Origin of the sequence: Cylindrospermum stagnale PCC 7417 (assembly GCF_000317535.1) — a bacterium.
In the GTDB taxonomy this organism is placed as follows: Bacteria; Cyanobacteriota; Cyanobacteriia; order Cyanobacteriales; family Nostocaceae; genus Cylindrospermum; species Cylindrospermum stagnale.
This window is the reverse complement of record NC_019757.1, coordinates 6,786,145-6,808,660: the sequence shown is the minus strand read 5'-3', so window position 1 is coordinate 6,808,660 and position 22,516 is coordinate 6,786,145. Positions and strand designations below refer to the sequence as shown.

At 42.6% G+C, this 22,516-nt stretch carries 24 protein-coding genes and 2 pseudogenes; 14 read left to right on the top strand and 12 right to left on the bottom strand.

Annotated features, from left to right (window positions below; genetic code table 11):
- The first annotated feature begins 124 nt into the window (after window positions 1-124).
- From CYLST_RS28970 to CYLST_RS35615, 10 genes and pseudogenes are all read left to right on the top strand, one after another.
- A complete protein-coding gene (locus CYLST_RS28970; RefSeq protein ID WP_015211297.1) occupies window positions 125-703 on the top strand; it encodes a hypothetical protein in 579 nt (192 codons plus the stop codon).
- 14 nt (window positions 704-717) lie between these two features.
- On the top strand, window positions 718-1,206 hold the full coding sequence (locus CYLST_RS28965) for a TIGR00725 family protein (protein ID WP_041233329.1): 489 nt from the start codon (window positions 718-720) through the stop codon (window positions 1,204-1,206).
- A gap of 110 nt (window positions 1,207-1,316) precedes the next feature.
- On the top strand, window positions 1,317-1,517 hold the full coding sequence (locus CYLST_RS28960) for a hypothetical protein (protein ID WP_015211295.1): 201 nt from the start codon (window positions 1,317-1,319) through the stop codon (window positions 1,515-1,517).
- 222 nt (window positions 1,518-1,739) lie between these two features.
- Window positions 1,740-2,981, top strand: a complete 1,242-nt coding sequence (locus CYLST_RS28950; protein WP_015211294.1) for a GNAT family N-acetyltransferase — start codon at window positions 1,740-1,742, stop codon at window positions 2,979-2,981.
- Complete coding sequence (ruvX, locus tag CYLST_RS28945; protein WP_015211293.1) at window positions 2,982-3,458, top strand: Holliday junction resolvase RuvX; 477 nt, start codon at window positions 2,982-2,984, stop codon at window positions 3,456-3,458. It begins immediately after the preceding gene.
- Between the two features lie 250 nt (window positions 3,459-3,708).
- Window positions 3,709-4,281, top strand: a complete 573-nt coding sequence (locus CYLST_RS28940) for a DUF3727 domain-containing protein (protein ID WP_015211292.1) — start codon at window positions 3,709-3,711, stop codon at window positions 4,279-4,281.
- A gap of 173 nt (window positions 4,282-4,454) precedes the next feature.
- Window positions 4,455-4,994: a YqeG family HAD IIIA-type phosphatase gene (locus CYLST_RS28935; protein ID WP_015211291.1), complete on the top strand. Its 540-nt coding sequence runs from the start codon at window positions 4,455-4,457 to the stop codon at window positions 4,992-4,994.
- A gap of 478 nt (window positions 4,995-5,472) precedes the next feature.
- Window positions 5,473-6,582, top strand: a complete 1,110-nt coding sequence (gene proB / locus CYLST_RS28930) for a glutamate 5-kinase (protein ID WP_015211290.1) — start codon at window positions 5,473-5,475, stop codon at window positions 6,580-6,582.
- 424 nt (window positions 6,583-7,006) lie between these two features.
- Window positions 7,007-8,149: pseudogene (locus CYLST_RS28920) on the top strand (RNA-guided endonuclease InsQ/TnpB family protein); the annotation flags it as partial.
- A complete protein-coding gene (locus CYLST_RS35615; protein ID WP_281172838.1) occupies window positions 8,123-8,446 on the top strand; it encodes a Uma2 family endonuclease in 324 nt (107 codons plus the stop codon). The pseudogene CYLST_RS28920 and the gene CYLST_RS35615, both read left to right, overlap by 27 nt.
- A gap of 67 nt (window positions 8,447-8,513) precedes the next feature.
- Here CYLST_RS35615 and CYLST_RS28915 read toward each other — a convergent pair whose 3' ends face one another.
- From CYLST_RS28915 to CYLST_RS28870, 10 genes are all read right to left on the bottom strand, one after another.
- The gene (locus tag CYLST_RS28915; protein ID WP_015211288.1) at window positions 8,514-8,750 is read right to left on the bottom strand and encodes a hypothetical protein; all 237 of its coding nucleotides are present in this window, start codon (window positions 8,748-8,750) and stop codon (window positions 8,514-8,516) included.
- Between the two features lie 190 nt (window positions 8,751-8,940).
- Window positions 8,941-10,518, bottom strand: a complete 1,578-nt coding sequence (gene lysS / locus CYLST_RS28910; protein WP_015211287.1) for a lysine--tRNA ligase — start codon at window positions 10,516-10,518, stop codon at window positions 8,941-8,943.
- A 39-nt stretch (window positions 10,519-10,557) separates the two neighbouring features.
- Window positions 10,558-11,430, bottom strand: a complete 873-nt coding sequence (locus CYLST_RS28905; RefSeq protein ID WP_015211286.1) for an MBL fold metallo-hydrolase — start codon at window positions 11,428-11,430, stop codon at window positions 10,558-10,560.
- Between the two features lie 161 nt (window positions 11,431-11,591).
- Window positions 11,592-11,957: a DUF5615 family PIN-like protein gene (locus tag CYLST_RS28900; protein WP_015211285.1), complete on the bottom strand. Its 366-nt coding sequence runs from the start codon at window positions 11,955-11,957 to the stop codon at window positions 11,592-11,594.
- Window positions 11,958-11,968: 11 nt separating this feature from the next.
- Window positions 11,969-12,256, bottom strand: coding sequence for a DUF433 domain-containing protein (locus tag CYLST_RS28895; protein ID WP_015211284.1), 288 nt, complete (start codon window positions 12,254-12,256; stop codon window positions 11,969-11,971).
- 537 nt (window positions 12,257-12,793) lie between these two features.
- Window positions 12,794-12,997 (bottom strand): type II toxin-antitoxin system HicA family toxin, encoded by a 204-nt coding sequence (locus tag CYLST_RS28890; RefSeq protein ID WP_015211283.1) that lies wholly within the window; start codon window positions 12,995-12,997, stop codon window positions 12,794-12,796.
- Window positions 12,997-13,239 carry a type II toxin-antitoxin system HicB family antitoxin gene (locus tag CYLST_RS28885; protein WP_015211282.1) on the bottom strand — a complete coding sequence of 81 codons (243 nt, stop codon included), beginning with the start codon at window positions 13,237-13,239 and terminating at the stop codon, window positions 12,997-12,999. Before CYLST_RS28885 ends, CYLST_RS28890 begins: the two co-directional genes overlap by 1 nt.
- Before the next feature lie 77 nt (window positions 13,240-13,316).
- Entirely contained in the window at window positions 13,317-13,574 is a 258-nt protein-coding gene (locus CYLST_RS28880; protein WP_015211281.1) for a DUF2281 domain-containing protein, read from the bottom strand.
- A 191-nt stretch (window positions 13,575-13,765) separates the two neighbouring features.
- Window positions 13,766-14,719, bottom strand: coding sequence for a heme o synthase (locus tag CYLST_RS28875; protein WP_015211280.1), 954 nt, complete (start codon window positions 14,717-14,719; stop codon window positions 13,766-13,768).
- Between the two features lie 373 nt (window positions 14,720-15,092).
- Complete coding sequence (locus tag CYLST_RS28870; RefSeq protein WP_015211279.1) at window positions 15,093-16,076, bottom strand: COX15/CtaA family protein; 984 nt, start codon at window positions 16,074-16,076, stop codon at window positions 15,093-15,095.
- Window positions 16,077-16,479: 403 nt separating this feature from the next.
- Between CYLST_RS28870 and CYLST_RS28865 the strand changes: the two genes are divergently transcribed.
- The 4 genes from CYLST_RS28865 to CYLST_RS28850 all read left to right on the top strand — a co-directional run bounded on the left by CYLST_RS28865 (window position 16,480) and on the right by CYLST_RS28850 (window position 21,126).
- Window positions 16,480-17,562, top strand: coding sequence for a cytochrome c oxidase subunit II (locus CYLST_RS28865; protein WP_015211278.1), 1,083 nt, complete (start codon window positions 16,480-16,482; stop codon window positions 17,560-17,562).
- A gap of 64 nt (window positions 17,563-17,626) precedes the next feature.
- On the top strand, window positions 17,627-19,363 hold the full coding sequence (ctaD, locus tag CYLST_RS28860) for a cytochrome c oxidase subunit I (RefSeq protein ID WP_015211277.1): 1,737 nt from the start codon (window positions 17,627-17,629) through the stop codon (window positions 19,361-19,363).
- 90 nt (window positions 19,364-19,453) lie between these two features.
- Window positions 19,454-20,080, top strand: a complete 627-nt coding sequence (locus CYLST_RS28855; protein ID WP_015211276.1) for a cytochrome c oxidase subunit 3 — start codon at window positions 19,454-19,456, stop codon at window positions 20,078-20,080.
- Window positions 20,081-20,379: 299 nt separating this feature from the next.
- Entirely contained in the window at window positions 20,380-21,126 is a 747-nt protein-coding gene (locus CYLST_RS28850; RefSeq protein WP_015211275.1) for a Uma2 family endonuclease, read from the top strand.
- 28 nt (window positions 21,127-21,154) lie between these two features.
- On the opposite strand, the pseudogene CYLST_RS33815 reads toward CYLST_RS28850, so the two are convergent.
- Both CYLST_RS33815 and CYLST_RS28840 read right to left on the bottom strand, forming a co-directional pair.
- A pseudogene (locus CYLST_RS33815) lies at window positions 21,155-21,552 on the bottom strand (WD40 repeat domain-containing protein); the annotation flags it as partial.
- A 229-nt stretch (window positions 21,553-21,781) separates the two neighbouring features.
- The gene (locus CYLST_RS28840) at window positions 21,782-22,312 is read right to left on the bottom strand and encodes an SET domain-containing protein (protein ID WP_015211274.1); all 531 of its coding nucleotides are present in this window, start codon (window positions 22,310-22,312) and stop codon (window positions 21,782-21,784) included.
- Window positions 22,313-22,516: the final 204 nt, after the last annotated feature.

Below are 22,516 nucleotides of genomic sequence, written 5' to 3'. Positions count from 1 at the left end.
TGACTGCCTTCACGCTAATTTTATAAATTAGCCAGATTTATAAATAATCCGCAAACTTTTCCGAAATATTATGACGGTTGGGTAATTGGGTATATGCCTATAAAATTTAGACGTACCCAACTCGATGAAGCAATCTTATCTTGTCAAAATCGCCACGATAATTTTATTTTCCCTTGGCAGCATGGGTATAGTTGCCGGAAGTTTTTTGTTCAGAAATACTTTTAGCCGTGCAGGTGAAACGCAAATAATCACTGATAAATCACGCTATCGAGAAATTCGGACTAAACTGTGGTCTGATATCCACGAAATCAAGCATTTTCCCTCAGGTATTCCTGCTGATGCTCAAGGTGTACATCTTGCTTACTCTCCTGGCTTAATGCAAGCAAGCAGTTTTTTCCAAATTCGCCTAAAACAATCACCAGAAAAGATTCAGAACTTACTTTCTCACTACAGAAATATTTCTCAGCATCAATATAGAGGTGGTGACACAAACGACCATAGCAACCAACCCAATGGTGTGCCGACAACCTTTTTTTATACTAGCAATTCTGCTAATGAATCCTTTCCAGTCACCTATGAAATATTGGTATTGAATGCCAAAAATCGAGGCACTCCAGGCTTTAAGTGGAATCATGGTGATAGCTATGGTGTAGCAATTGATAGTTCAGCCTCGGAAATCGTCTATTGGGCGGAAAAGTGGTAGATAGATGCAAAACCATGAGAAAAATCATTATTGGCGTAATGGGGCCTGGAGAGAAAGCCACAGAAACAGATTTGCATAATGCATATCAACTAGGTAAACGCATCGCCCTAGAAGGATGGATTTTGCTCACTGGTGGTAGAAATGTCGGGGTGATGGATGCAGCAAGCAAAGGGGCAAAATCTGCCAACGGTTTAACTCTTGGGATTCTTCCTACCGAAAAGAGTAATAGTATCTCTGAAGCAGTTGATATAGCAATTTTTACCGATATGGGCAATGCCCGCAATAATATTAATGTTCTCACCAGTGATGTAGTGATTGCCTGTGGTATGGGTGCCGGTACAGCCTCAGAAATTGCCCTGGCCTTGAAAGCGGATAAGCAGGTAATTTTATGGACTGACGACGCCCAAAGCCGGGCTTTCTTCCAAAAGCTGATGCCAGATCATGTTTATGTTGCCGATAGCTGGGAAAGTGCGATCGCTACTGCCAAAAAAATTTTAGCTTAAACAACCGTTAAACTTCATTGCGAATTAACAAGCTAGGTAAAACAACGTGATAAGTTTTGATGATGTCAAGAAACGGCGCAAAACTCATCATAAGGAGAATTAAAGTGGCAATGGAATCCAATTTACTAACGGGCGCAGTTGTAGAGCATGAAGATTTTAGTGAATACGTAGCCCACCTACAGCTGCACATGACCCTGCAAGCTCGCAATCTGGTTCCAACCCTACAGCAAACAGTGCAAGACAGTCGCCAGCAATTACTCCATCAAACCCAAGCCAACTTTGAAAAGCTAGTTTCTCGACAAGGGCTATAGTATACAGAATTTTCCACCAAATTCCCATAAAATGAAGGCAGAACTTGTCAGGGTAACGCCAAGGGCGTGCTCACAAGCTTCTGCTTTTTCTGTTTTTTTAAGTATTAAGTTAAGAAAATCACTCTTTTGGAGCAATAGCCAGGAGCGGAAAGCCGTTAAGATTATTGCAGCACTACCTCACCAAGAGCAATTAGTAAAGGCTAAATGGCGGCTTGAATCAAAATGACTTCACTACTTCCTCGAAATCTCAGCGTCGTCGTCCGACCAGTCCAATACCGGGATTTGGATGGCATTGAACGCCTAACTCAAGAGTCATTCGCAGCCCGCTCAGACAAGGGAGCTTTCTTTGCCATGCACCAAATGCAATGGCTGCGTAGCTGGTACGGGTTACTCAAATGTTTGAGTTGGTTCCCCAACCCGCTAAAGTATCGATTCTGTAGCTATGTAGCAGAGCAAGGGCGGATGCTTCTAGGAATGATTCAAGTGTCACCGTTTAACCGGACACGAAGCACTTGGCGGATTGATCAGGTGATGCTCGATCGTGCTGCTGATAAGCAAGGAATTGGCTCGCAACTTTTGCGCCATTGTTTTGAATCGATTTTGGAAGCACGCACTTGGGTACTGGAAGTTAATGTCAATGATATGGAGGCGCTGGCACTCTATCGCCAAAATGGATTTCAGCGGCTGGCAGAAATGACATACTGGGAAATTGGCCCAGAGTTGCTAGCTGAATTGGCACAAGCAGAGCCAGACTTACCCAACCTCCTACCAGTGAGTAACGCCGATGCCCAATTGCTATATCAATTAGATACGGCATCAATGCCGCCTTTGGTGCGTCAGGTGTTTGACCGCAACACGCGCGACTTTAAAACCAGTTTATTCGGCGTTTTAACAGATGCTGTCAGACAGTGGATGAGCAAAACCGAAGTAGTCAGTGGCTATGTGTTTGAACCCCAGCGCAAAGCAGCGATCGGCTATTTTCAGGTGCAACTGGCTCGCAAGGGTGAAGCTCCCCACGTAGCAACGCTGACGGTTCACCCAGCTTACACTTGGCTGTATCCAGAATTACTGTCCCAACTGGCTCGCATCGCCCAAGATTTTCCTCAGCAAGGGTTGCAATTAGCTTCTTCAGACTATCAACCAGAGCGAGAAGAGTATTTAGAGCAAATCGGGGCAAATCGCAGAGAACATACCTTGATCATGTCGCGCTCAGTTTGGCACAAGCTGAGGGAGTCTAAATTTGTCTCCTTAGAAGGAATTCAGTGGACTGAGGTGCTGCAAGGTCTGCAACCGGCAAGAAAACCTATCCCCGGTGGGATGTCATGGGTACAACAAAAGCAGCAGCCAAAGTTAGACAGACCAGTGCCAAACAGGCCAGAACCTGTTCCTTTTAGCAGCCCAAACTTTAACATAGACGCACCTCTGGCGCCTGAGTCAGCAGATGCACAGCAGGAGCAGCAATAGGTGAGTTATCAGCCGCAACCAAAGTCTTTGATCTCGGCTTTGGGCTTGGACGTGGGTAGCAAGCGCATTGGCGTGGCAGGGTGCGATGGTACTGGATTGATTGCCACTGGCATCACCACAATCGAACGCAGGTCTCTTAACCAAGATGTGGAGCAGTTTCAACAAATAGTGCGCGATCGCCAAGTGCAAGTTCTAGTTGTTGGTCTACCATACTCAATGGATGGCTCCTTGGGCTTTCAGGCGCGTTATGTTCAGAAATTTGCCACCAGACTAGCTCAAGCTCTTAAACTGCCTGTAGAGTATGTGGATGAGCGATTAACTTCCTTTCAAGCAGAACAACTACTAATTGCTGAAAACCGCTCCCCGTCACGTAATAAAGGTTTAATTGACCGCAAAGCAGCTGCTTTGATTTTGCAACAATGGTTAGATACTCGGCGAGCTGCCTCTAGCAAATCAGTGGCAGATGTTCAGGATTGATACCTTTTAATTACTCCGCCGTAAGTCCCCCACTATAACGGCAGTTGATGCCCATCTGTGAATTTGGGAAGCCTACCACACTATAATCGATACTCCGATTTAGTGTATGGAGATGTCACCATGATATTCTGAAAGCTATTACTCAACTGTTGTATCTACGTCGCCAGCTTTTTGGTTGACATCCACTGTCATTAAACAGTTAAGCGATTTACTCAGTTGCTAATATTTATTAAAGTTCGATAACTCGGTTATGTTTTCCTCTGAATTTCCCGAAGAAAATGATCACGCTCAGGCGGGTTCCATCACTCTGACAGATGACAAAGAGCGATCGCTCGAATGTTACATTGAGCATTCGCTCTCAGTCAATGGGCAAGAATATGTTTTGCTTCTTCCTGTTGACTCACCTGTTGAAATCTTTGCTTGGCAAGGTGAAGGCGATGATGAAGAAGCCATTCTCGTTGAAGATGATGCCACAATTGACGAAATTTTTGCCACTGCCCAAGCAGTTCTCGCTGAACAGAACCTGATAGTTAAGAATACCGCCTATGCTCTGACGGTAGCGGGTGAGTTACCCCCTGTCGAAGAGTCGGAACTCTTTACCTTAGAAATCGAAGACGAAGAGGAAGATTTAGAGCCAGAGCAACTACAGCTACTCGCTAGCTTTTATCATCAAGAGCAAGAGTACGCAATTTATACACCCCTCGATCCACTGCTGTTTTTTGCCCGGATCACCAAAACGGGTAAGCCTGAATTGCTCTCTCCAGAAGAGTTTCGTCAAGTTCAACCGCTATTAGAAGAGCATCTGTTTAATCAAGTTGAGTAATCAGAATGGAAAATTAAAAACTAAGAATTAAAAACCGAAATTTTTAATTGTAAATTTTTAATTTTTAATAGTTATGAGTTATGCATTTATGAGTTTTAACTCTTAACGCCTCATTCTTACCTGGGGGTAAATCTCCAGGTTATGCTTGTTGATCTGACGCTTGAATCTTGACTATGACCTGGAACAATCTTTTACAGCCTGACTTAATTTTGTCAGGTTCAGTGTTGACTCTGACACCAAATATTATCCAACAGTACGGGTTGAAAGGGTTGGTGTTGGATGTAGATGAAACTTTGGTACCGATTTCCGTCGGGATGGCTTCCGTTGAGCTACGACAGTGGGTAGAACAAATTCGCGCCAATACTGCACTCTGCTTGGTCAGCAACAACCTGAGTGAAGCCCGAATCGGTGGAATCGCCCGCTCTCTCAACCTACCTTATTACTTGGGTGCAGCCAAGCCTTCACGCCGCAAAATCAGAGCCGCACTCCGAGGGATGGATATACCTAAGCATCAAGTGGGTATGGTAGGCGATCGCTTATTTACCGATGTTTTAGCGGGTAATCGCCTGGGGATGTTTACCATTTTGGTGGAACCCATTATCCATCCCGATACCGCCCTCCGCTCTCATCCAATCCGCAACTTTGAAGTCTGGGTATCGGAAATATTGGGAGCCTCGATTACTTCTAAGCACAAAAAAATCCACAAAGACTGAAAAACTATCAGGAAAGTAAATCTAAAGAAATCCTTAAGAAATCTTTGGAGAATGCAAAAATCGGAGATGATAAACATCGATAACATCGGGGTCAGCCAAAAAAGACCCTAGCCGATAACAGATAAATATAACCCCGTAAAGCGTCAGCCTTCACTATAGAGGGATTGGCGCTTTACAATTTTGTGTCATTTGTCAATGATTGATAATGACTAATGACCAATGACTAATGACTAATGACCAATGACTAATGACCAATGACTAATGACCAATGACTAATGACCAATGACCAATGACCAATGACCAATGACTAATGACTAATGACCAATGACTAATGACCAATGACTAATGACCAATGACCAATGACCAATGACTAATGACCAATGACTAATGACCAATGACTAATGACCAATGACTAATGACCAATGACTAATGACCAATGACTAATGACCAATGACTAATGACCAATGACTAATGACCAATGACTAAAACGATTGTTGTCAAAATTGGCACTTCTAGCCTTACCCAACCAGAAACGGGACAGTTAGCCCTTTCCACCATTGCCACTTTAACGGAAACTCTGTGCTACTTAAGAAGCGAAGGTCATCGCGTGATTTTGGTTTCTTCTGGCGCTGTCGGGGTGGGCTGTGCGCGGCTGGGCTTAACCGAACGTCCTAAAGCGATCGCACTCAAACAGGCAGTGGCAGCAGTCGGACAAGGCAGGCTAATGCGCGTTTACGATGATTTATTCAGCATCCTTCAACAACCGATAGCTCAAGTGTTGCTGACTCGCGCCGACTTAGTGCAACGCAGCCGCTATCTTAATGCTTATAACACCTTTCAGGAACTGTTGGGGCTAGGGGTGATACCCGTAGTCAACGAGAATGATACGGTGGCTGTGGAGGAATTAAAATTTGGCGATAATGACACCCTTTCAGCATTGGTTGCTAGCTTAGTAGAAGCAGATTGGCTATTTTTGCTCACCGACGTTGATCGATTGTATTCGGCTGATCCCCGTTCTGTACCAGATGCCCGTCCCATCGCTTTGGTAAGTAGTATGAAGGAGTTGGCAGAGTTACAGATCCAAACAGGTGGACAGGGTTCTGGGTGGGGTACAGGGGGGATGGTGACCAAAATTTCCGCAGCTAGAATTGCGATCGCCGCTGGAGTGCGAACTGTAATTACTCAAGGGCGTTTTCCCCGCAACATTCAGAAAATTATCCAAGGGGAACCGATAGGAACTCATTTTGAACCGCAACCAGAACCAACTTCAGCCCGAAAACGCTGGATAGCTTATGGTTTAGTGCCTGCGGGTAAATTATATTTAGATGAAGGTGCATTAAACGCCATTTTGCAAGCGGGAAAATCCTTGTTAGCTGCGGGAATTCAGACGGTAGAAGGGGAGTTTGATACCCAAGCAGCTGTGCAATTGTGCGATCGCACCGGTAGCGAAATTGCTAGAGGACTTGTGAACTACAGCAGCGAAGAACTGCAAAAAATCCGCGGATGTCATTCACGGGATATTTCCACAATTTTGGGTTATGCGGGTGCAGAAACTGTAGTTCACCGGGATAATTTGGTTTTGACTTAAGAGTTTTTTAAACGCAGAGGGGCGCTAAGGGAAGCGCAGAGGTACGCGGATTTTAATATTGAGGAGAGGGTTATGACTCAAGTTTTAGCTGAAACAGCAGAAGCCCCACGTCTCACTCTTAGGAGCGTGGGATGAATGCGAGGTAAAAACGAAACATCATCTTGATTGCTTTTCTGCGTAGCAGTAACAAATAAAGATGATAGTTGAGTTTTTACCAAAATATTTATTTTATTTCTTTAACCACTGGCAGACTGTCAATATACTCTTCAATTAACTGAGTCAGCGTCTTGTCTTTTTCTACAGCATATTCTCTAAATTTTTGCATCCTTCTTGCCGATACCCTTAAACTAATCCTGCAATCTTTCATATCATCCACCCAATAGACGTACTTTATGTTAATATACTTCCTAAGGAGGTAAAACAAATGCGAACTTCATACCAGTACAAGATTAAGCCAACTAAAGAACAAGCAGAAAAGATTGATAAAACGCTAGAAATGTTGCGTTGTCAATACAATTATTTGCTTGCTCAACGGTTTGACTGGTATGAACAGAACCGTTCTTCAGTTGATAGATGTTCTTTGATTTGCTACTTACCGGAGCTAAAAGACAAGCCTAATTATTACAGCCAAAAAGCATCTTTAACTCAATTAAAATTAGACAGACCCTGGTACAAAAATATTCATTCTCAAGTATTACAGGAAGTGCCTAAAAAAGTTGAAATAACTTTTGATAGATGGCTCAAAGGTGATGTCAATGGCAAGAAGTCCGGTAGACCTAGATTTAAAGGGATTGGTCAATACAAAACATTTACTTTCCCACAGTTTAAGCAACATCATTTTGTAAATAGTAAGATTAGGTTATCAAAAATAGGTGATGTAAAAGTAATTGTTCATCGTCAAATACCCGATAGATTTGATATTAAAACCGTGTCTGTCACCAAAAAAGCGGACGGGTATTATGTCACTCTAAGTCTTGAGGATAAGGCAGTTCCGACTATTAAGCCTGATTTCAATGATGTGAATATTGTTGGGATTGATGTTGGTCTGATTGATTTTATTGTTACATCTGATAATGATAGAATTGCAGCGCCTAGATATTTACGTTCATCTGAAGGTAAATTAAAATCAGCACAGCGTCGTGTTTCTCGCAGAAAGAAAGGTTCTAATCGTCGTAAAAAAGCTATTAAAAAGCTGGGTATTCAACATAAGAAGGTGTCTGATACCCGCAAAGATTTTCACTTCAAAACTGCAAATGCTCTACTCAAAAAGTATGCTGTTGTAGCTGTTGAAAAGTTGAATATAAAGGGACTCGCTCAAACAAGACTGGCTAAAAGTATTAATGATGCCGGATGGGGACAGTTTATGAGTATACTTTCAAACAAAGCCGAAAATGCTGGTTTGAAAGTAATAGCTGTAAATCCAAATGGCACTAGTCAAGAATGTTCTAGTTGCGGTCACAAGGTTAAAAAACCGCTATCTCAAAGGATGCACAATTGCCCTGTATGTTATACAAGCTTGTGTAGAGATTTAAATGCGGCTATTAACATCAAGAATCGTGGGGATTATCAAGCAGACTTATCTTATTGCTTTGAAACAGATAAACCTAGACCAGATTTATGTATTGAAGTGGTTATTACTAGCGGTAGTCCCATCAAGTTACAAAAGTACAAATTAATGCAAGTCCCGGAAGTTTGGTTTTGGGAAGATGGAACTCTTGAGGTTTACTGCTTACGAGAACAAGAATATGAGAAAGTTGTTCAAAGCGAGTTGCTACCAGATTTAGATTTATCTTTATTGAATCGTTGTCTTTTGTTATCTTCACCCCTAGAAGCGATTAGAGAATTTCGTCGGGGAATTTCTTAGTTAAAATATATACAATAAGCATAAATAGCGATCGCTCTTTTTCCATTTTCCATAAAAAGAGTGATGCTTAAATATTCTCAACATTTTCTACTTGAGATTTGGCAAGCCTAATTAGTAATCTTAAAGCCTCATTCACCGCATCAGATGTTGGAAAAGCCTGAGCAACATCGGGTGCTAGTAAAACTAAGTTAGTGCCTTCTCTGTAACGTTCCACATACTTACCCCGAACACCTCCCTCTAACTGAGAAAAATCATATTCAGAACGCAGTTCATCATCAAATTCAGAGTTAGTTTCCTTCTTCATAAAATCTCCGTTCTCTGCGCGTTGCTTCTCTTGCACTAATAATTCTTACACGGTTGCTTCTATTCCTCGTTCCCAGGTTCTACCTGGGAATGCAATCAAGAAGGCTCTGCCTTCTGCTAACATTAGATGAGGCAGAGCCTCATAAACTGTATTCCCTGTCAGAGACAGGGAACAAGGAATTTATATTTATCTAAACCTGCACTTTAGTTGCATTCAATGCAATCACATCTTGCAGCCGCGAAATTACAAAAGACTTCTCTAAATAAGAGAACAAACCGCCAGCCTTGGGCCCCCGTTCCTTATTTATAAAGGATAAGTACAAAGCTTTAAAAGCATTTGCTTGTTGAATTTGCAACTCTTTAGTAGTTGAGAAAATCAGAGTTTGCAATTCCTCAGCTTCCCAGTTAGAAATATGCTGCAAATTCTCTACCAGCTTTTCTAAATAAGCGACTTGTTCCGCAGTCAAATCATTCGCTTTTTCCGGCACTTCTTCCAGATAAATAACTAACTTTTCTTCCTCATCTGCATAATCTTGTAACCACCTTTGAGCCGCAGCAATTCTTTGATTAACAATTTGCTGATCATATTCGCTTAAAGGCTGTGTACTGCGTTGTACAACCTCTTCCTGAATATCTAAGCGGGGAATTTGCAAAAGGGAAATCAGCGTACTGAAATCGAAAGGATGGAAAGGTTTAATTTCATCTCCTAATTGCGCGTAGAATAGCGGCATTAATTCCTCAGTCAATTCTGAAGCAGCTTGATACTTGTTAATTAAAGTATCGTAGTCCCGGAAAAGTCGGGTAACTGTTTCATAATTCGGCGCAAAACTGATTACCGACTTCGGTTGAGTCCGCAACATCAAAAAGCGCAGTAATTCAGGAGGAAGTAAAGCAGCAATTTCTTGAGCGCTAGAACCCACACCCTTAGAAGAACTCATTTTTGTGCCATTCACAAGAATAAATTCATAAGGAGAATGGAAAGGTGGTTGCTTTTGCAAAACTTTACGAGAAATAGCATTAGCCACATCTCTAGAACCACCTTTTTGAGAGTGGTCTTTACCAGCCATTTCGATAGTTACACCCAACACATCCCACTTAGCAACCCACTCAACTTTCCAAGGTAATTTACCATTACCATCAAAAGGAGAAACCCAACCAGAATGACCGCAACCTTTTACATAGTTTGTTGCATCTGGTTTGCAAGTGTAAAAAACTTCTGAGCCGTTGTAGTCTGTAGTTACAGTTGTAGCAATTTTGCCGCAATTCTCACAAATAATTTGAAAAGGATACCAATTATTTGGTCGGTCTGCTTTACTTACCTCTTTGTAAGCTTCTCTGACAAGGTGAGCATTTTTGAGAAAAGTATCGATGTAAGAATTTAGTTTGCCAGTGCGATACAAATCTCGCAAAAAATAAGTTTCTGGTTTTATTCCTAAATACTCGAAAACCTCAAAAAATTCACCAATAAAATACTTAGCGTAATCACTCGCTGTCTCTTCTGGAGAAGGTACGTTACACAGGGGAAAACCAAGATAGGGAGTAAATTTTTCTTGGTCTAGGTATTTAGGAACGGTGTCCAAGGCATCGTAGTCGTCAACACCATACAAGAATTTCACGGGCTTACCTGCGTGTTTCAAGGCACGGTAAATAACGTCATGGATAACCACACCCCGCAATGACCCTACGTGTACCCTGCCGGAGGGAGTTTTAGAATCATTAACTACCTGGTAGCCTTGTGCTTCAGCAGCGATTTTATCAGCCCAAAACATTTTGACATCTATTTTTTACGATGCCTTATATTTTAACTCTTACAAGCTTTTGATCAACTCAAGACACTTGTGCATCTGCTGGTGCATCGTTTGGGTGTCACCATGAAAGCGTCTACCGTGACCTGGTAACACCCACTCAAAGGAGTAATTAGCCAATTTCGCCATTGATTTAATTTGTTCTGGCCAGGAATACCAGCAGAAATCGTGAAAGGCCGCTAGTTGATGAAGGTCTTCTGACCATGCGAGATGGTCGCCGGTGAAGAGAAATTTATTTTTATAGAGTAAAACGGTGTGTCCTTTGGTGTGACCGGGAACGGGGATGATTAATAAATCGGGAGTTAACTGAAATGGTTCTGAAGCAGTTAGCTGAATTTCTACATTGCGTGTATCTGTAGAAATATCATCCTGATGGAGGATGCGCTGACATTTAAAATGTTCGGCAAATTTTTGATGGTCGGCTACATCATCTTTGTGAGTTAGGTACATATAACGAATCTGTCCAAACTCTTCGAGACGCTTAACTAAAGGTGGAGTAAAGCGGGGAGAATCTACTAAAATGTTACCTTCGGGAAGATGAATTAAATAACTAGCAGCACCATAAGAACTTTCTGAATGATAGCCGCAATGGTAAACGTTTTCGTCTACTAAAATCGGGAAAGTTTGTTGAGCAACTTTGATATCTTTGGGTTTTTCAACTGTACCAATAGAACTGGTAGGACAAGCTAAAAGTGCTTGGAGTGCGGCTAATCTTTCGGCTTCGGTTGTTGGTTGGTGATAAACTGCTGATTGTTCATCTACTCGATGGAATACTTCGGGTGTCATCCAGCGACAGGTATCGCAATCAATGCAGGTGGTATCTACATAAAAATCGCCGTTGATATTTTGGGTGCGACGCTGATTTAAATGAGCCATGTTAATGCCTCTGGCTAGAGATAAATCTTATATCTCTAATTTAGCAAAGGTGAACTAATTTTGGGGAAATTAGATTGAAGCCCAGCGAAAATCTGTCTTCAGCTTTCTTGAAGAGTTACGAGAGAATTTACCTGGAAAAGCAGTTAGTGAAATTCTTGAGTTTATGAAATCCAATTACTTAAAAACTCTACTTGTCCCTGCATTTCTTCCGCCGTTTTTGTGTTAATCAGCCGTAAAACACCGCGCATCAATTCGCCAATTCCGTATCGTTGCTGTGGAGCCAGAATAATTCCTGTATGGGATAATTCCTGTTCAATTAGAATAGTATGCAGTTGGTAAAAGTCTCTGACGTTGAAGCTGAAGATAGTTCGGTTATTTTCTCTAGCCCAAGCAAGCTGTTCTTCATCCGAACGATAGAGCATTCCCACATCTGCCACTGTTAACACATCGACATTGCAGGATTTCAAAGCTTGTACGAAATCCTCATCCATTGAGTCTTCGTCAATATATAGAAGTATCTTGCTCATCCCCAAACCTGTTAATCTTGCTTGGTGTGCAATGCTGCAAGTCTCCAATATTCCGCATCTACTTCAGCTAAATCTGCCTCAATTTGGTCACGGTTAGCATGGTAATAAGCCAAAGCAGCATAAACTTGGGCTAGGTTTAGGTGACTCATGCGACGGGCAATTTCTTCAGCACTTGCACCTTGTTTATAAAGAACCACCACACGACTTACAGAGGTTCTAGTCCCCGCAATCATTGGACGACCATTATTAATATCTGGAGAATGGTTTACTAGTGTACCGATGTTAGTAGCTGTCGGCATATTTGACAAATTCCTCAGCTAAGGTTCCTCAAGCCTAGTCTATCATTTGGATCGTCTAGCTGAATTCAGCGGGTACGATGGAATTGGTAGCTAAAGGAATCAGATATGACGATTGAGATAAATCATACTCAGCTTATACATGAGTATCAAGAAGTTCTGCAAAATAGAGAATAAATTCAGAATTTCTGGGTTTTTACTGTTTGCAGAGTATATATACGGAACAAGTATGTTATAATAGTTGCTATTGCATTTTAATAAAACGTAAAAAGCATTAGATTGAGCTAAAAGTACCACAACCATGCCAACACGTATTTTCTTAGCGAATCCAGATATTGATGTTGATATTCCTGAATATCTGAATATATTGAAGAAGCATTTGATTACATCCAAGATGGAGGTTTTTATGAAATAACCTGGAGTGCCGGTCAAGTAAAATCAATCCATGCTGGAGATAAAGCCTATTTCAAAAAAACCGGAAAGGGGAAACGTGGTTTCATTGCAGCAGCGGATGTAATCAATGCTAAACCCGAAGATATGTTAAATCAACTTCCTAAAAGCTTGGCGTAATATTCTATTTAGTAGGCTTGGGCTGATATCTCCCTGGTGGGGATTAGGAATTGTCAGCTTAAACTCGCCTTTTACCAAGTACTGATGCTTACCGCCAGAATAAGGGCCATCAAAACCCGCGTTTCTTAGGTAAAAAATCAAATCCCGGCGATTAATTGGCCCAAAAGGTGGCATTAGGCAACCTCTTGACTAAGATTAAGGTTAATGCCATCAAGTATCGGCAGAATATGACCCAAACGCAAACCTAAAATAATCCATCCTTCTAGTGCATCTTGCAATTCTTCCCGACAAGCTTCTAGAGTTTCAGCATTTGCCAATACACCTGGACATTCTGGAATTTCGCCATAAAAAGTTTCATCTTCTAGCAACTCATAGGTTGCTTTATGCATTGCTGTATTAATGTAATTGATTAACATTTATTTTAGATTATTGACAACTTTTGCTTCACCTTCAATCAAGAAAGAACAATGATTAGTATCAAGCAAGTACATATTTATAGTTGCAGAGGCATACGGATATCATGGACAAGTTGAAGGCATTCTCTAATATCATCTCCTGACCAAGAGCCTGCAAATTCTAGCAAATCCTTGGCTTTTGAACCCTTTAGTTTATCTGCATTCAAATTTGGTTCGGTTGGCGAATTTCTTTGGAGGTGACTAGCTTTAATGAAGCGAATAAAATCTAGTGCTTCAGTTAATAACTCTGGTGGTAAGGACTCTATTTCTTTAACTAATAAATCTCTATTTGTCATCTGGCAATTACCTTAACTATTGTTACTCTAACTGCAAAACGTAATTCTAATTATCTAATATCTCAACGACAAAACGATTTTTTAAAATTTTAACAACTCAGCACCCCTCGGCGTTGAAAAAAAGCGATCGCACTATCCCTAGACAATGCGATCGTCTCCGGCGGGCGTTCCGCCATCGCAAATCCTCACCCCTAGCTGATAAAATGCAGCTGATTGATCGCCGCAGTTATCAAACTATGGGTAATCGGCAAACTATCCACCACCATCCCCAGACACAACAGCATCATGTAGGAGATGGAATAGAGGAACAACTCTTTAGCTACAGTGCGATCCTCTGGGTTCTGCAACAAGCGCCAAGACTTGTGGATAAAGAATCCACCCAAACTTAAAGCGATCGCCGCGTATAAAACTCCACTCGCCCCCAAAGGATAAAACAGCAGCACTGTTGCAGCTACTGTAATTAGGGTGTAATACCAAATTTGCCGCACCGTTGCTTTATCACCTGCAACCACTGGCAACATGGGGATACCAACTTTGGCGTAATCATCCCGAATCATCAAAGCCAGCGCCCAGAAATGGGGTGGAGTCCACAAAAAGACGATCGCAAAAATTAGCCATGCAGCCCAGCTTAAAGTATCAGTGACCGCAGCCCAGCCGACTAATGCCGGAATCGCTCCTGCTGCACCACCGATGACGATATTTTGAACGCTGTGGCGTTTTAGCCAGTGGGTATAGACCAATATATAAAAAACGATGCCAGAGAAAGCTAACAGCGCCGCTAGGAGGTTAGCAAATACTGTTAGTAAAGTGAAGGAACCTACCGCCAGTGCGATCGCAAAAATCAAAGCATCACGGGGCTGTACCCTACCGGAAGGCATCGGACGGTGGCGCGTCCGCTCCATTTCATAATCTATATCTCGGTCATAGATACAATTAATCGTCTGGGCGCTAGCAGCCGCCAAAGTGCCACCAATCAGTGTAACTAGCAACAGCAATGGGTCTACTTCACCCTTAGCAGCGATCCACATACTCCCAGCAGTGGTAATTAACAGCAACGGGATAATCCGTGGCTTCGTTAGCTGGTAGTAGCTTTGAATCACTTGCAAAAATGTTTCGTGGTGGCGAGAGACATTAGTCTCAATCATGTTGGCTCTAGTTCCTTATTTTTCAACAACTTATTCGCAACCCCTGCTCAGTCTCGCTTCTCTGAAATCGCAGGCATTGACAGACTTGGCTTAGGTAACAACCCGCGCGGTTGCAGCTTCCATGAAAGAGTGCTACTCAGAACTTTGTGTGTAGAGTCAGTTCATTACTCGTTACTCATTACTCAGCACTGTTTTGGGTGCAGGCGCGGATCATTCTTTTGTATCGTTCCACCACTTCTAGGTGCTAGGGGTTGATGCTAGATGTGATGTCAAGTTCCTTTGATCGCTAATTACTAAATGGCTAATGGCTAATTGCCATTAGTCATCAGTAAAAATGGCATTAGCAATCGTGGGCAAACGAACTTGATTCGGGTTATGGATTTGAGCCATTTGCCTGAGAGCTTGTAGCAGTGACTGTTAAACCAACGGGGTAAGCGCTGATTTTTCGGCTAGCAATCCAATCGCGCAGTGCCAGAACTGTGAAAGCCACCAAAGTACCCAGCAAAGAAGCTCCTACGGCTTGGTGAGAGACGGTGAGTGGCTCAACTTGCAGATGTAATCGGAAAGTGGCAACTCCCAACAAAAGTTGTAAAATCAACAGTCCACCAGCCATGTTTGCCAGTCGCCGCAAAGCTGGATGCAGTGCAGGTGTCCACCAGGAAATCAAGACTATTGCCAAGATGGCTACCGTTGGCGGCACCAAGCCAATAATATGGCTATACATCACTCCACAAAGTTGAGAATCACCAAAGCATTGGTGCAGCGCCCAGCGAGAACCGACTACAGCACCTAGTAAACTTTGGAGATAAACCAAAACAGTGGCTGTTATTCCCACCCAAGGCAACTTACCAACAGTTCCAGTTCCCTGATACGGGGTGAGTGCCGTGCCGACGACGAGGAGGGTAGAGAAAAACAATAGCGCCGTTCCCAAATGGGCGGTAACGATATCAAACCGCAACAGTTCGGTGACGGTGAGTCCCCCCAAAATACCTTGAAAGACGATTAAAAACAGGGCGAAAGTAGATGCCCAAGGTAGCCAGTTAGGTAAGGCACGACGATGCCACCAAGACAAACCGCAAAGTGCGATCGCGCTGACACCAATCAAAGCTGCATCCAGTCGATGAAACCACTCCAAGAATACCTGGAGATTCATTTGCTTGGCTGGCACCAGTTCCCCGTAGCACAAAGGCCAGTCTGGACAAGCAAGTCCAGCATTCATCACGCGGGTGGCACTGCCTATTGCCATCAAAATCAAGGTGGCTATGCAAATTTTCCACACCAAGCGACGAATCAATTCCTTGGGCTTTTGCTGCTCTACAGCCGCTTCATTTTGTTGTTTTAGGACAATTTCGTTCATTAACGATACCTTCTGCCCGCTCTTGATTCAGCGCTCAAAATTATCTATTTGTTAGTACAGACCTATCTCCACCCTAGCGTATAGGCCAGAATTTATAGATTGGCTTGCACTTATACTTTGAATCACTCTAGCTACTTTTAGCCGGAAGCTTTAGGTATTTTTTAAGATGTGAATACTTGATTTATGGCAATTAATTTAATGTTTCTAAAGTTTTCCTTAAATTTTGCTACTTTTTGACATTTACTCTGGGAAATCTCCTATAAATCCCTTTTACTCAAGATTAGTAAGATAGTCAAAAAAATTAATAAAAATTTCAGACCATTAGACCCCATAACTTACAGCCTAGACTACCGTAGTAAGTGAGCAGTTTTGAAATAACGTAGTAAATTCATTTAAGTAAGTAGTGAAAATTCCAAGTTCGATCTGGACATTACTCATTGGCATCGTGCTCACCCTAGCCAGCCTTTGGTACGGTCAAAATCACGGTCTGTTGCCTACAGCCGCAACGGATGAAGCTTTATTGGTAGACGGTCTGTTCAACGCGATGATGATCGTCTCTACAGGCATTTTTCTGATTGTGGAAGGTGTTTTAATTTACTCTGCAATTAAATATCGGCAGCGTCCAGGTGACAACGAAGACGGGCCACCAGTTGAGGGTAATGTGCCGCTAGAAATACTCTGGACGGCGATCCCAGCAATTATCGTGATCGGGATTTCTGTTTATAGCTTTGAAGTCTACAACGACATCGGCGGCTTCGATCCCCATAGCATCCACGAAGCCCCAATGACTCAGGAATCGATGACAATGCCAGGGGCAGCGATCGCGGCAACTCTCAGCGACACACCGCCCAGCACAGAACCCAACCTGAATCAAGCAAAATCTGACGAGGCAATGCAAGACCCTGCTACCGCAGCAGTCCGCAATGCTGACCAAATTCCCCAACTGCGGAATGCCCCTGGGGTAGGTAGCGTGGCTCCCACCCTGGGCGCAAGTCCCGAAAACGAAGGTAAAGCACCCCAAATGGTGATCAACGTCACCGGTCTCCAGTACGCCTGGATTTTCACCTATCCAGAAACTGGGATCACTACAGGTGAAATGCACGTTCCTGTTGGGCGGGAAGTGCGACTGAATATGACAGCTAACGATGTCATTCATGCCTTCTGGGTGCCAGAGTTCCGCCTGAAACAGGATGTTATCCCCGGTAGACAGAGTGAGATTCGCTTCACCCCCAGAGTTACGGGTTCTTATCCCCTGATCTGTGCTGAACTTTGTGGTCCCTACCACGGGGCAATGAATACACAAGTGGTGGTTGAGTCACAAGAAGCATTTGACAGCTGGACGCAAGAGCAGCTAGTTGCTAGCCGTGAAACTCTGAATCAAGCCGTTGCGGTTAATCCTGCGGGTCTATCCCCAGATGAATTTCTCGCTCCTTACACTAAAGAAATGGGTATTCACCCAGAAATGCTTCATCAAGTCCACCATTAATCAATGCTAATTTAGTCAACTGCTGACTAATGACCAATGACTAATGACCAATGACTAATTGATCATGACACGAGCTACATTGCAAGAAACTGCTAATATCCCCGCCCTGAATGAAGAATCAGGGGAAAGACACTGGCGGGACTTCTTTGGCTTCTGCACCGACCATAAGGTGATTGGGATTCAATATCTAGTCACTTCGTTTATTTTCTACTGCATCGGTGGCGTGATGGCTGACTTGGTGCGGACAGAACTACGAACGCCAGAAGTTGATTTTGTGACGCCAGAAGTCTATAACAGCCTGTTCACACTCCACGCCACAATCATGATTTTCTTGTGGATTGTGCCAGCCGGAGCCGGATTTGCTAACTATCTGATTCCCCTAATGATTGGGGCTAAGGATATGGCATTCCCTCGGCTGAATGCTGTGGCTTTTTGGATGATTCCCCCAGCGGGTATTTTGCTCATCGCCAGTTTGGTATTGGGTGATGCACCGGATGCAGGTTGGACTTCCTACCCTCCCCTCAGCTTGGTAACAGGACAAGTGGGTGAGGAAATTTGGATTATGAGTGTCTTGCTGCTGGGTACGTCATCGATTTTGGGATCGATTAATTTTGTCGTTACCTTGCTGAAGATGCGGATTCCCAGTATGGGAGTCCATCAAATGCCCTTGTTTTGTTGGGCAATGTTTGCCACTTCGGCGCTGGTGCTGATATCGACGCCAGTACTTGCAGGGGCGCTAATTCTGCTGTCTTTTGATTTATTGGCAGGGACAACATTTTTTAACCCGACTGGTGGCGGTGACCCGGTAGTTTACCAGCATATGTTCTGGTTTTACTCCCACCCAGCGGTTTACATCATGATTTTGCCATTTTTTGGGGCAATTTCAGAGATTATCCCCGTTCATTCGCGCAAGCCGATTTTTGGCTATAAAGCGATCGCCTATTCCTCTCTGGCTATCAGCTTTTTGGGGCTAATAGTTTGGGCACACCACATGTTTACCAGCGGTATCCCCGGTTGGTTGCGGATGTTCTTTATGATCACCACAATGATCATTGCCGTACCCACGGGAATTAAAATATTCAGCTGGTTAGCAACGATGTGGGGCGGAAAAATCCGGCTCAACAGTGCGATGATTTTCGCCATTAGCTTTGTAGGTACTTTCGTGATTGGTGGTATTAGCGGCGTCATGTTGGCGGCTGTACCTTTTGATATTCATGTTCACGATACCTATTTTGTCGTCGCTCACTTGCACTACGTCCTCTTTGGCGGTAGCGTTTTGGGGATTTTTGCGGCGATCTACCACTGGTTCCCGAAAATGACGGGACGGATGATCAACGAATTTTGGGGTAAAGTTCACGCTGTCTTGACTGTCGTCGGTCTAAATATGACCTTTTTACCCATGCACAAGCTGGGGCTGATGGGCATGAACCGCCGGATTGCCCAATATGATCCCAAATTTACCTCACTCAATGAAATCTGCACCTATGGGTCTTATATACTAGCGATTTCGACATTACCCTTTATTATCAATGCGATTTGGAGTTGGTTGTACGGGCCGAAAGCTGCTAATAATCCCTGGAATGCACTCACGTTAGAGTGGATGACTACCTCACCGCCAGCAATTGAGAATTTTGACAAACTCCCAGTATTGGCGACGGGTCCCTATGACTATGGCTTGTCTAAGGCTAAAGAAGGTGTACCCTTAGACGACCCTAACCCAGTTTTATCTGCTGGACTAAACTCGGTATTAAGAGCGAAACCTGATCCTGCGGTTGCTGCTAACCCTGAAGATTCTAAATAGGGAATTGGTAATAGGTAATTGGTGATTAAATTCTATTACCCATTACCTATTACCCATTACCCATTACCCATTACCCATTAATTAAGATTCATGCAAAGTCAAATAATTGACCCAGCTAAAACTGAACTGAATCATCACCACGCAGCGGTAGCGGCAGATGCTCATCACGAAGCGCATCCAGACCATCGTCTATTTGGGCTGGTTGTCTTCCTGATTGCTGAAGGGATGATTTTTGTGGGGATGTTCGGAGCTTACTTGGCTTTCCGTTCTACCTTACCTGTATGGCCTCCCGCAGGCACACCGGAGTTAGAGCTATTGCTACCCGGTGTCAACACAGTCAATTTGATTGCTAGCAGTTTTGTGATGCACAATGCTGATGTTGCAATCAAAAAGAACGATGCACGGGGAATGCGTATTTGGTTGGCGATTACTGCCGCAATGGGTGCGATTTTCTTGGTTGGGCAGGTGTATGAATACACCCATTTGGAATTTGGTCTGACCACTAACTTATTTGCCAGTGCATTTTATGTTTTGACTGGCTTCCACGGGTTGCACGTGACTATTGGTGTTGTGGCAATTATCGCGGTGTTGTGGCGATCGCGCGTTCAGGGTCACTACAGCAACGAAAAGCACTTCGGTATTGAAGCTGCCGAAATTTATTGGCACTTTGTAGACGTGATTTGGATTATTTTGTTCGGATTGCTGTATCTGCTTTGAGTATTAATTATGAGTTGTTCACTCCACTCGAATAACTTATCAGCCCCCTCCTGGGGGTTTTTTTATTGGTCGTGCCTCTTTTCTGAGTGTCAATAACAGGCTTTTAGGTTAGGCTTTCAATCTATAATATATTTAAAATGTAATCCAATACGCTTGGTGTTAAGGCTTAACTCTTTGTCAAAGTCAATTTTTTTAACGTAGACGCGGAGCGGCGTGCCGCGAAGGACGCAAAGAACGCAAAAGAAGAGAAGAAAGAGAAGGAAGAAATTCTTAACTGAACTGTCTTGGAATATAATCTTATGTTTAACTACAATCCTTTAGCTTGCCTACCTTCTTCCGAAGAGTTGCCAAGTTCTGATGATACTCCTGTGGATAATGAACTACAAATTTTAATTCCCAATTTATTGTTAGCTGTCTTAGCTACTATCTGGGAAAACCGGGATGATTGGTTTTTTGGCGTTAATATGGGAGTTTATTATACTGTTAATAAACCTGCCATTGTTCCTGATGCTTTTTTGAGTTTGGGTGTAGAACGTTTTGTTGGAGAACAAGGACGTTTAAGTTATGTATTTTGGGAAGAAGATGGGATTCCCCCAATTTTAACTTTAGAAATCGTTTCCCAAACTTACAATTATGAGTATGAACAAAAGAAGTTAGATTATGCACAGTTAGGTATTTTATATTATGTAATCTATGCACCAACTCGTCTACGGAAGAGACGCCAACGATTAGAAGTTTATCGTTTAGTTAATGGTGAATATGTTTTACTACCAGGTGATCAAATATGGATGCCAGAAATTGGTTTAGGTATTGGTCGGGAACGGGGAAAATATCAAGGCATTACGCGAGAATGGCTCTATTGGTATGATGAAGCTGGTAATAGATACCTGACACCAGAAGAAGTAAAATTTCAAAGTCAGCAACAATTAGCACAAAGTCAGCAACAATTAGCACAAAGTCAACAACAATTAGCACAAAGTCAACAACAATTAGAGGAACTGTTAATTAAGTTGCAACAGAGGGGAATCGATCCTAACAGCCTTTGAGTTTTTTAATGCTTCGCCGTATCCCTGCTTACTGACTGCGCCAAATATTAATTTTCCGGTCAAATCCGCCACTGGCTAGAAATTGCCCATCGGGGCTAAAAGCGATCGCACTCACCCAGTCAGAATGTTGATAAAGTGTATTGGTTAACGCACCTGTAGTTAAATCCCACAGTTTAACCCCATCTTTGCCAGCACTGGCCAGAGTTTGGCCATCGGGATGAATGGCGATGGCGCGGAGCGCCCGCTGGAAGCGATGGGCTACGCCCCGCCAAAGGCGATCGCATTTACCCAGTTATTATGTCCGGTGAGGGTGAGCACTCTTGTACCCTTGTTGACATTCCACAGTTTAATAGTGCGATCGCGGCTAGCACTAACTAAACTTTCGCCATTGGGTGTAAAAGCCACAGCAGTGACGACTTGATTATAGCCACTCATACTGAATGTGGTTCGTTGCGTGCTAATTGCTCATATGTGTCTAAAATATCCTGTGAGATATCTAAATACTTAGTTTCTTTTGTGGAAGAAGCAGGGAAATCTTTGAGAGCTAAAATATTTAAATAGAAATTTGGTTGACTATTAAAATATTTAGGCAACCTGTGTTGCTGATGCAATAGGCAGTTAAATTTATCGAGAAATAGCTTTAATTTTTGCGTTTTTAATTAGCTTGACTTAAGCTAATTTTGCCCACCGAATTGTGTTCACGGACAATGAATTCTTGGACTATACCTAGTTGGAGATATTTTTCTTTAATACTCGTTGGCAAGTCATGAAAATCCTCGATTGTTTTTCTACAATTTGCTGCTGAACATCCACACTCCATTGTCCATGGTTCATCTTTCTCACTCATACTTGTAGAGTAATCGTAGAAAATTTCCTCATTTTTGCCTATATCAATTAAAGCTACTAATGTATGTGTGTTTACAATTCCGGCATTGGGATTGCAATGATGATTGATAAAAACGCTAGGTTCTTCTAGGTCAATATATGTTTTAGTCTCTATTTGCAATGGATTGCCGACTAATTGCTCGTCTTTTGCTAAAACTTCATCCAAAGTAATTATCTTGCCAGTAAAGGTCAAAATAACTTCACCTTTAGTAATGTTTTGAGCAGCAAAACCTCCTCTACCAAAACTACATTTATCAATAAAAATCTTGCAAGAATTATTATTAAGACTCTTAAGTGTCACAGGATTTGAAGATAACTTTGTTTAGTGTAAGAATAATTATATATCACACATATCAATATTTAGATTAATATAATAAATTCTTTTTTATATCAAAATTGATGATTATTTATAATTTGAGTCAAGCAAGTTTTAACAAAATTAACTTATGCTAGCAAAATATGACTTGACAAATATAGTTGTTCGTGAACTTTATCCGCCGTATCC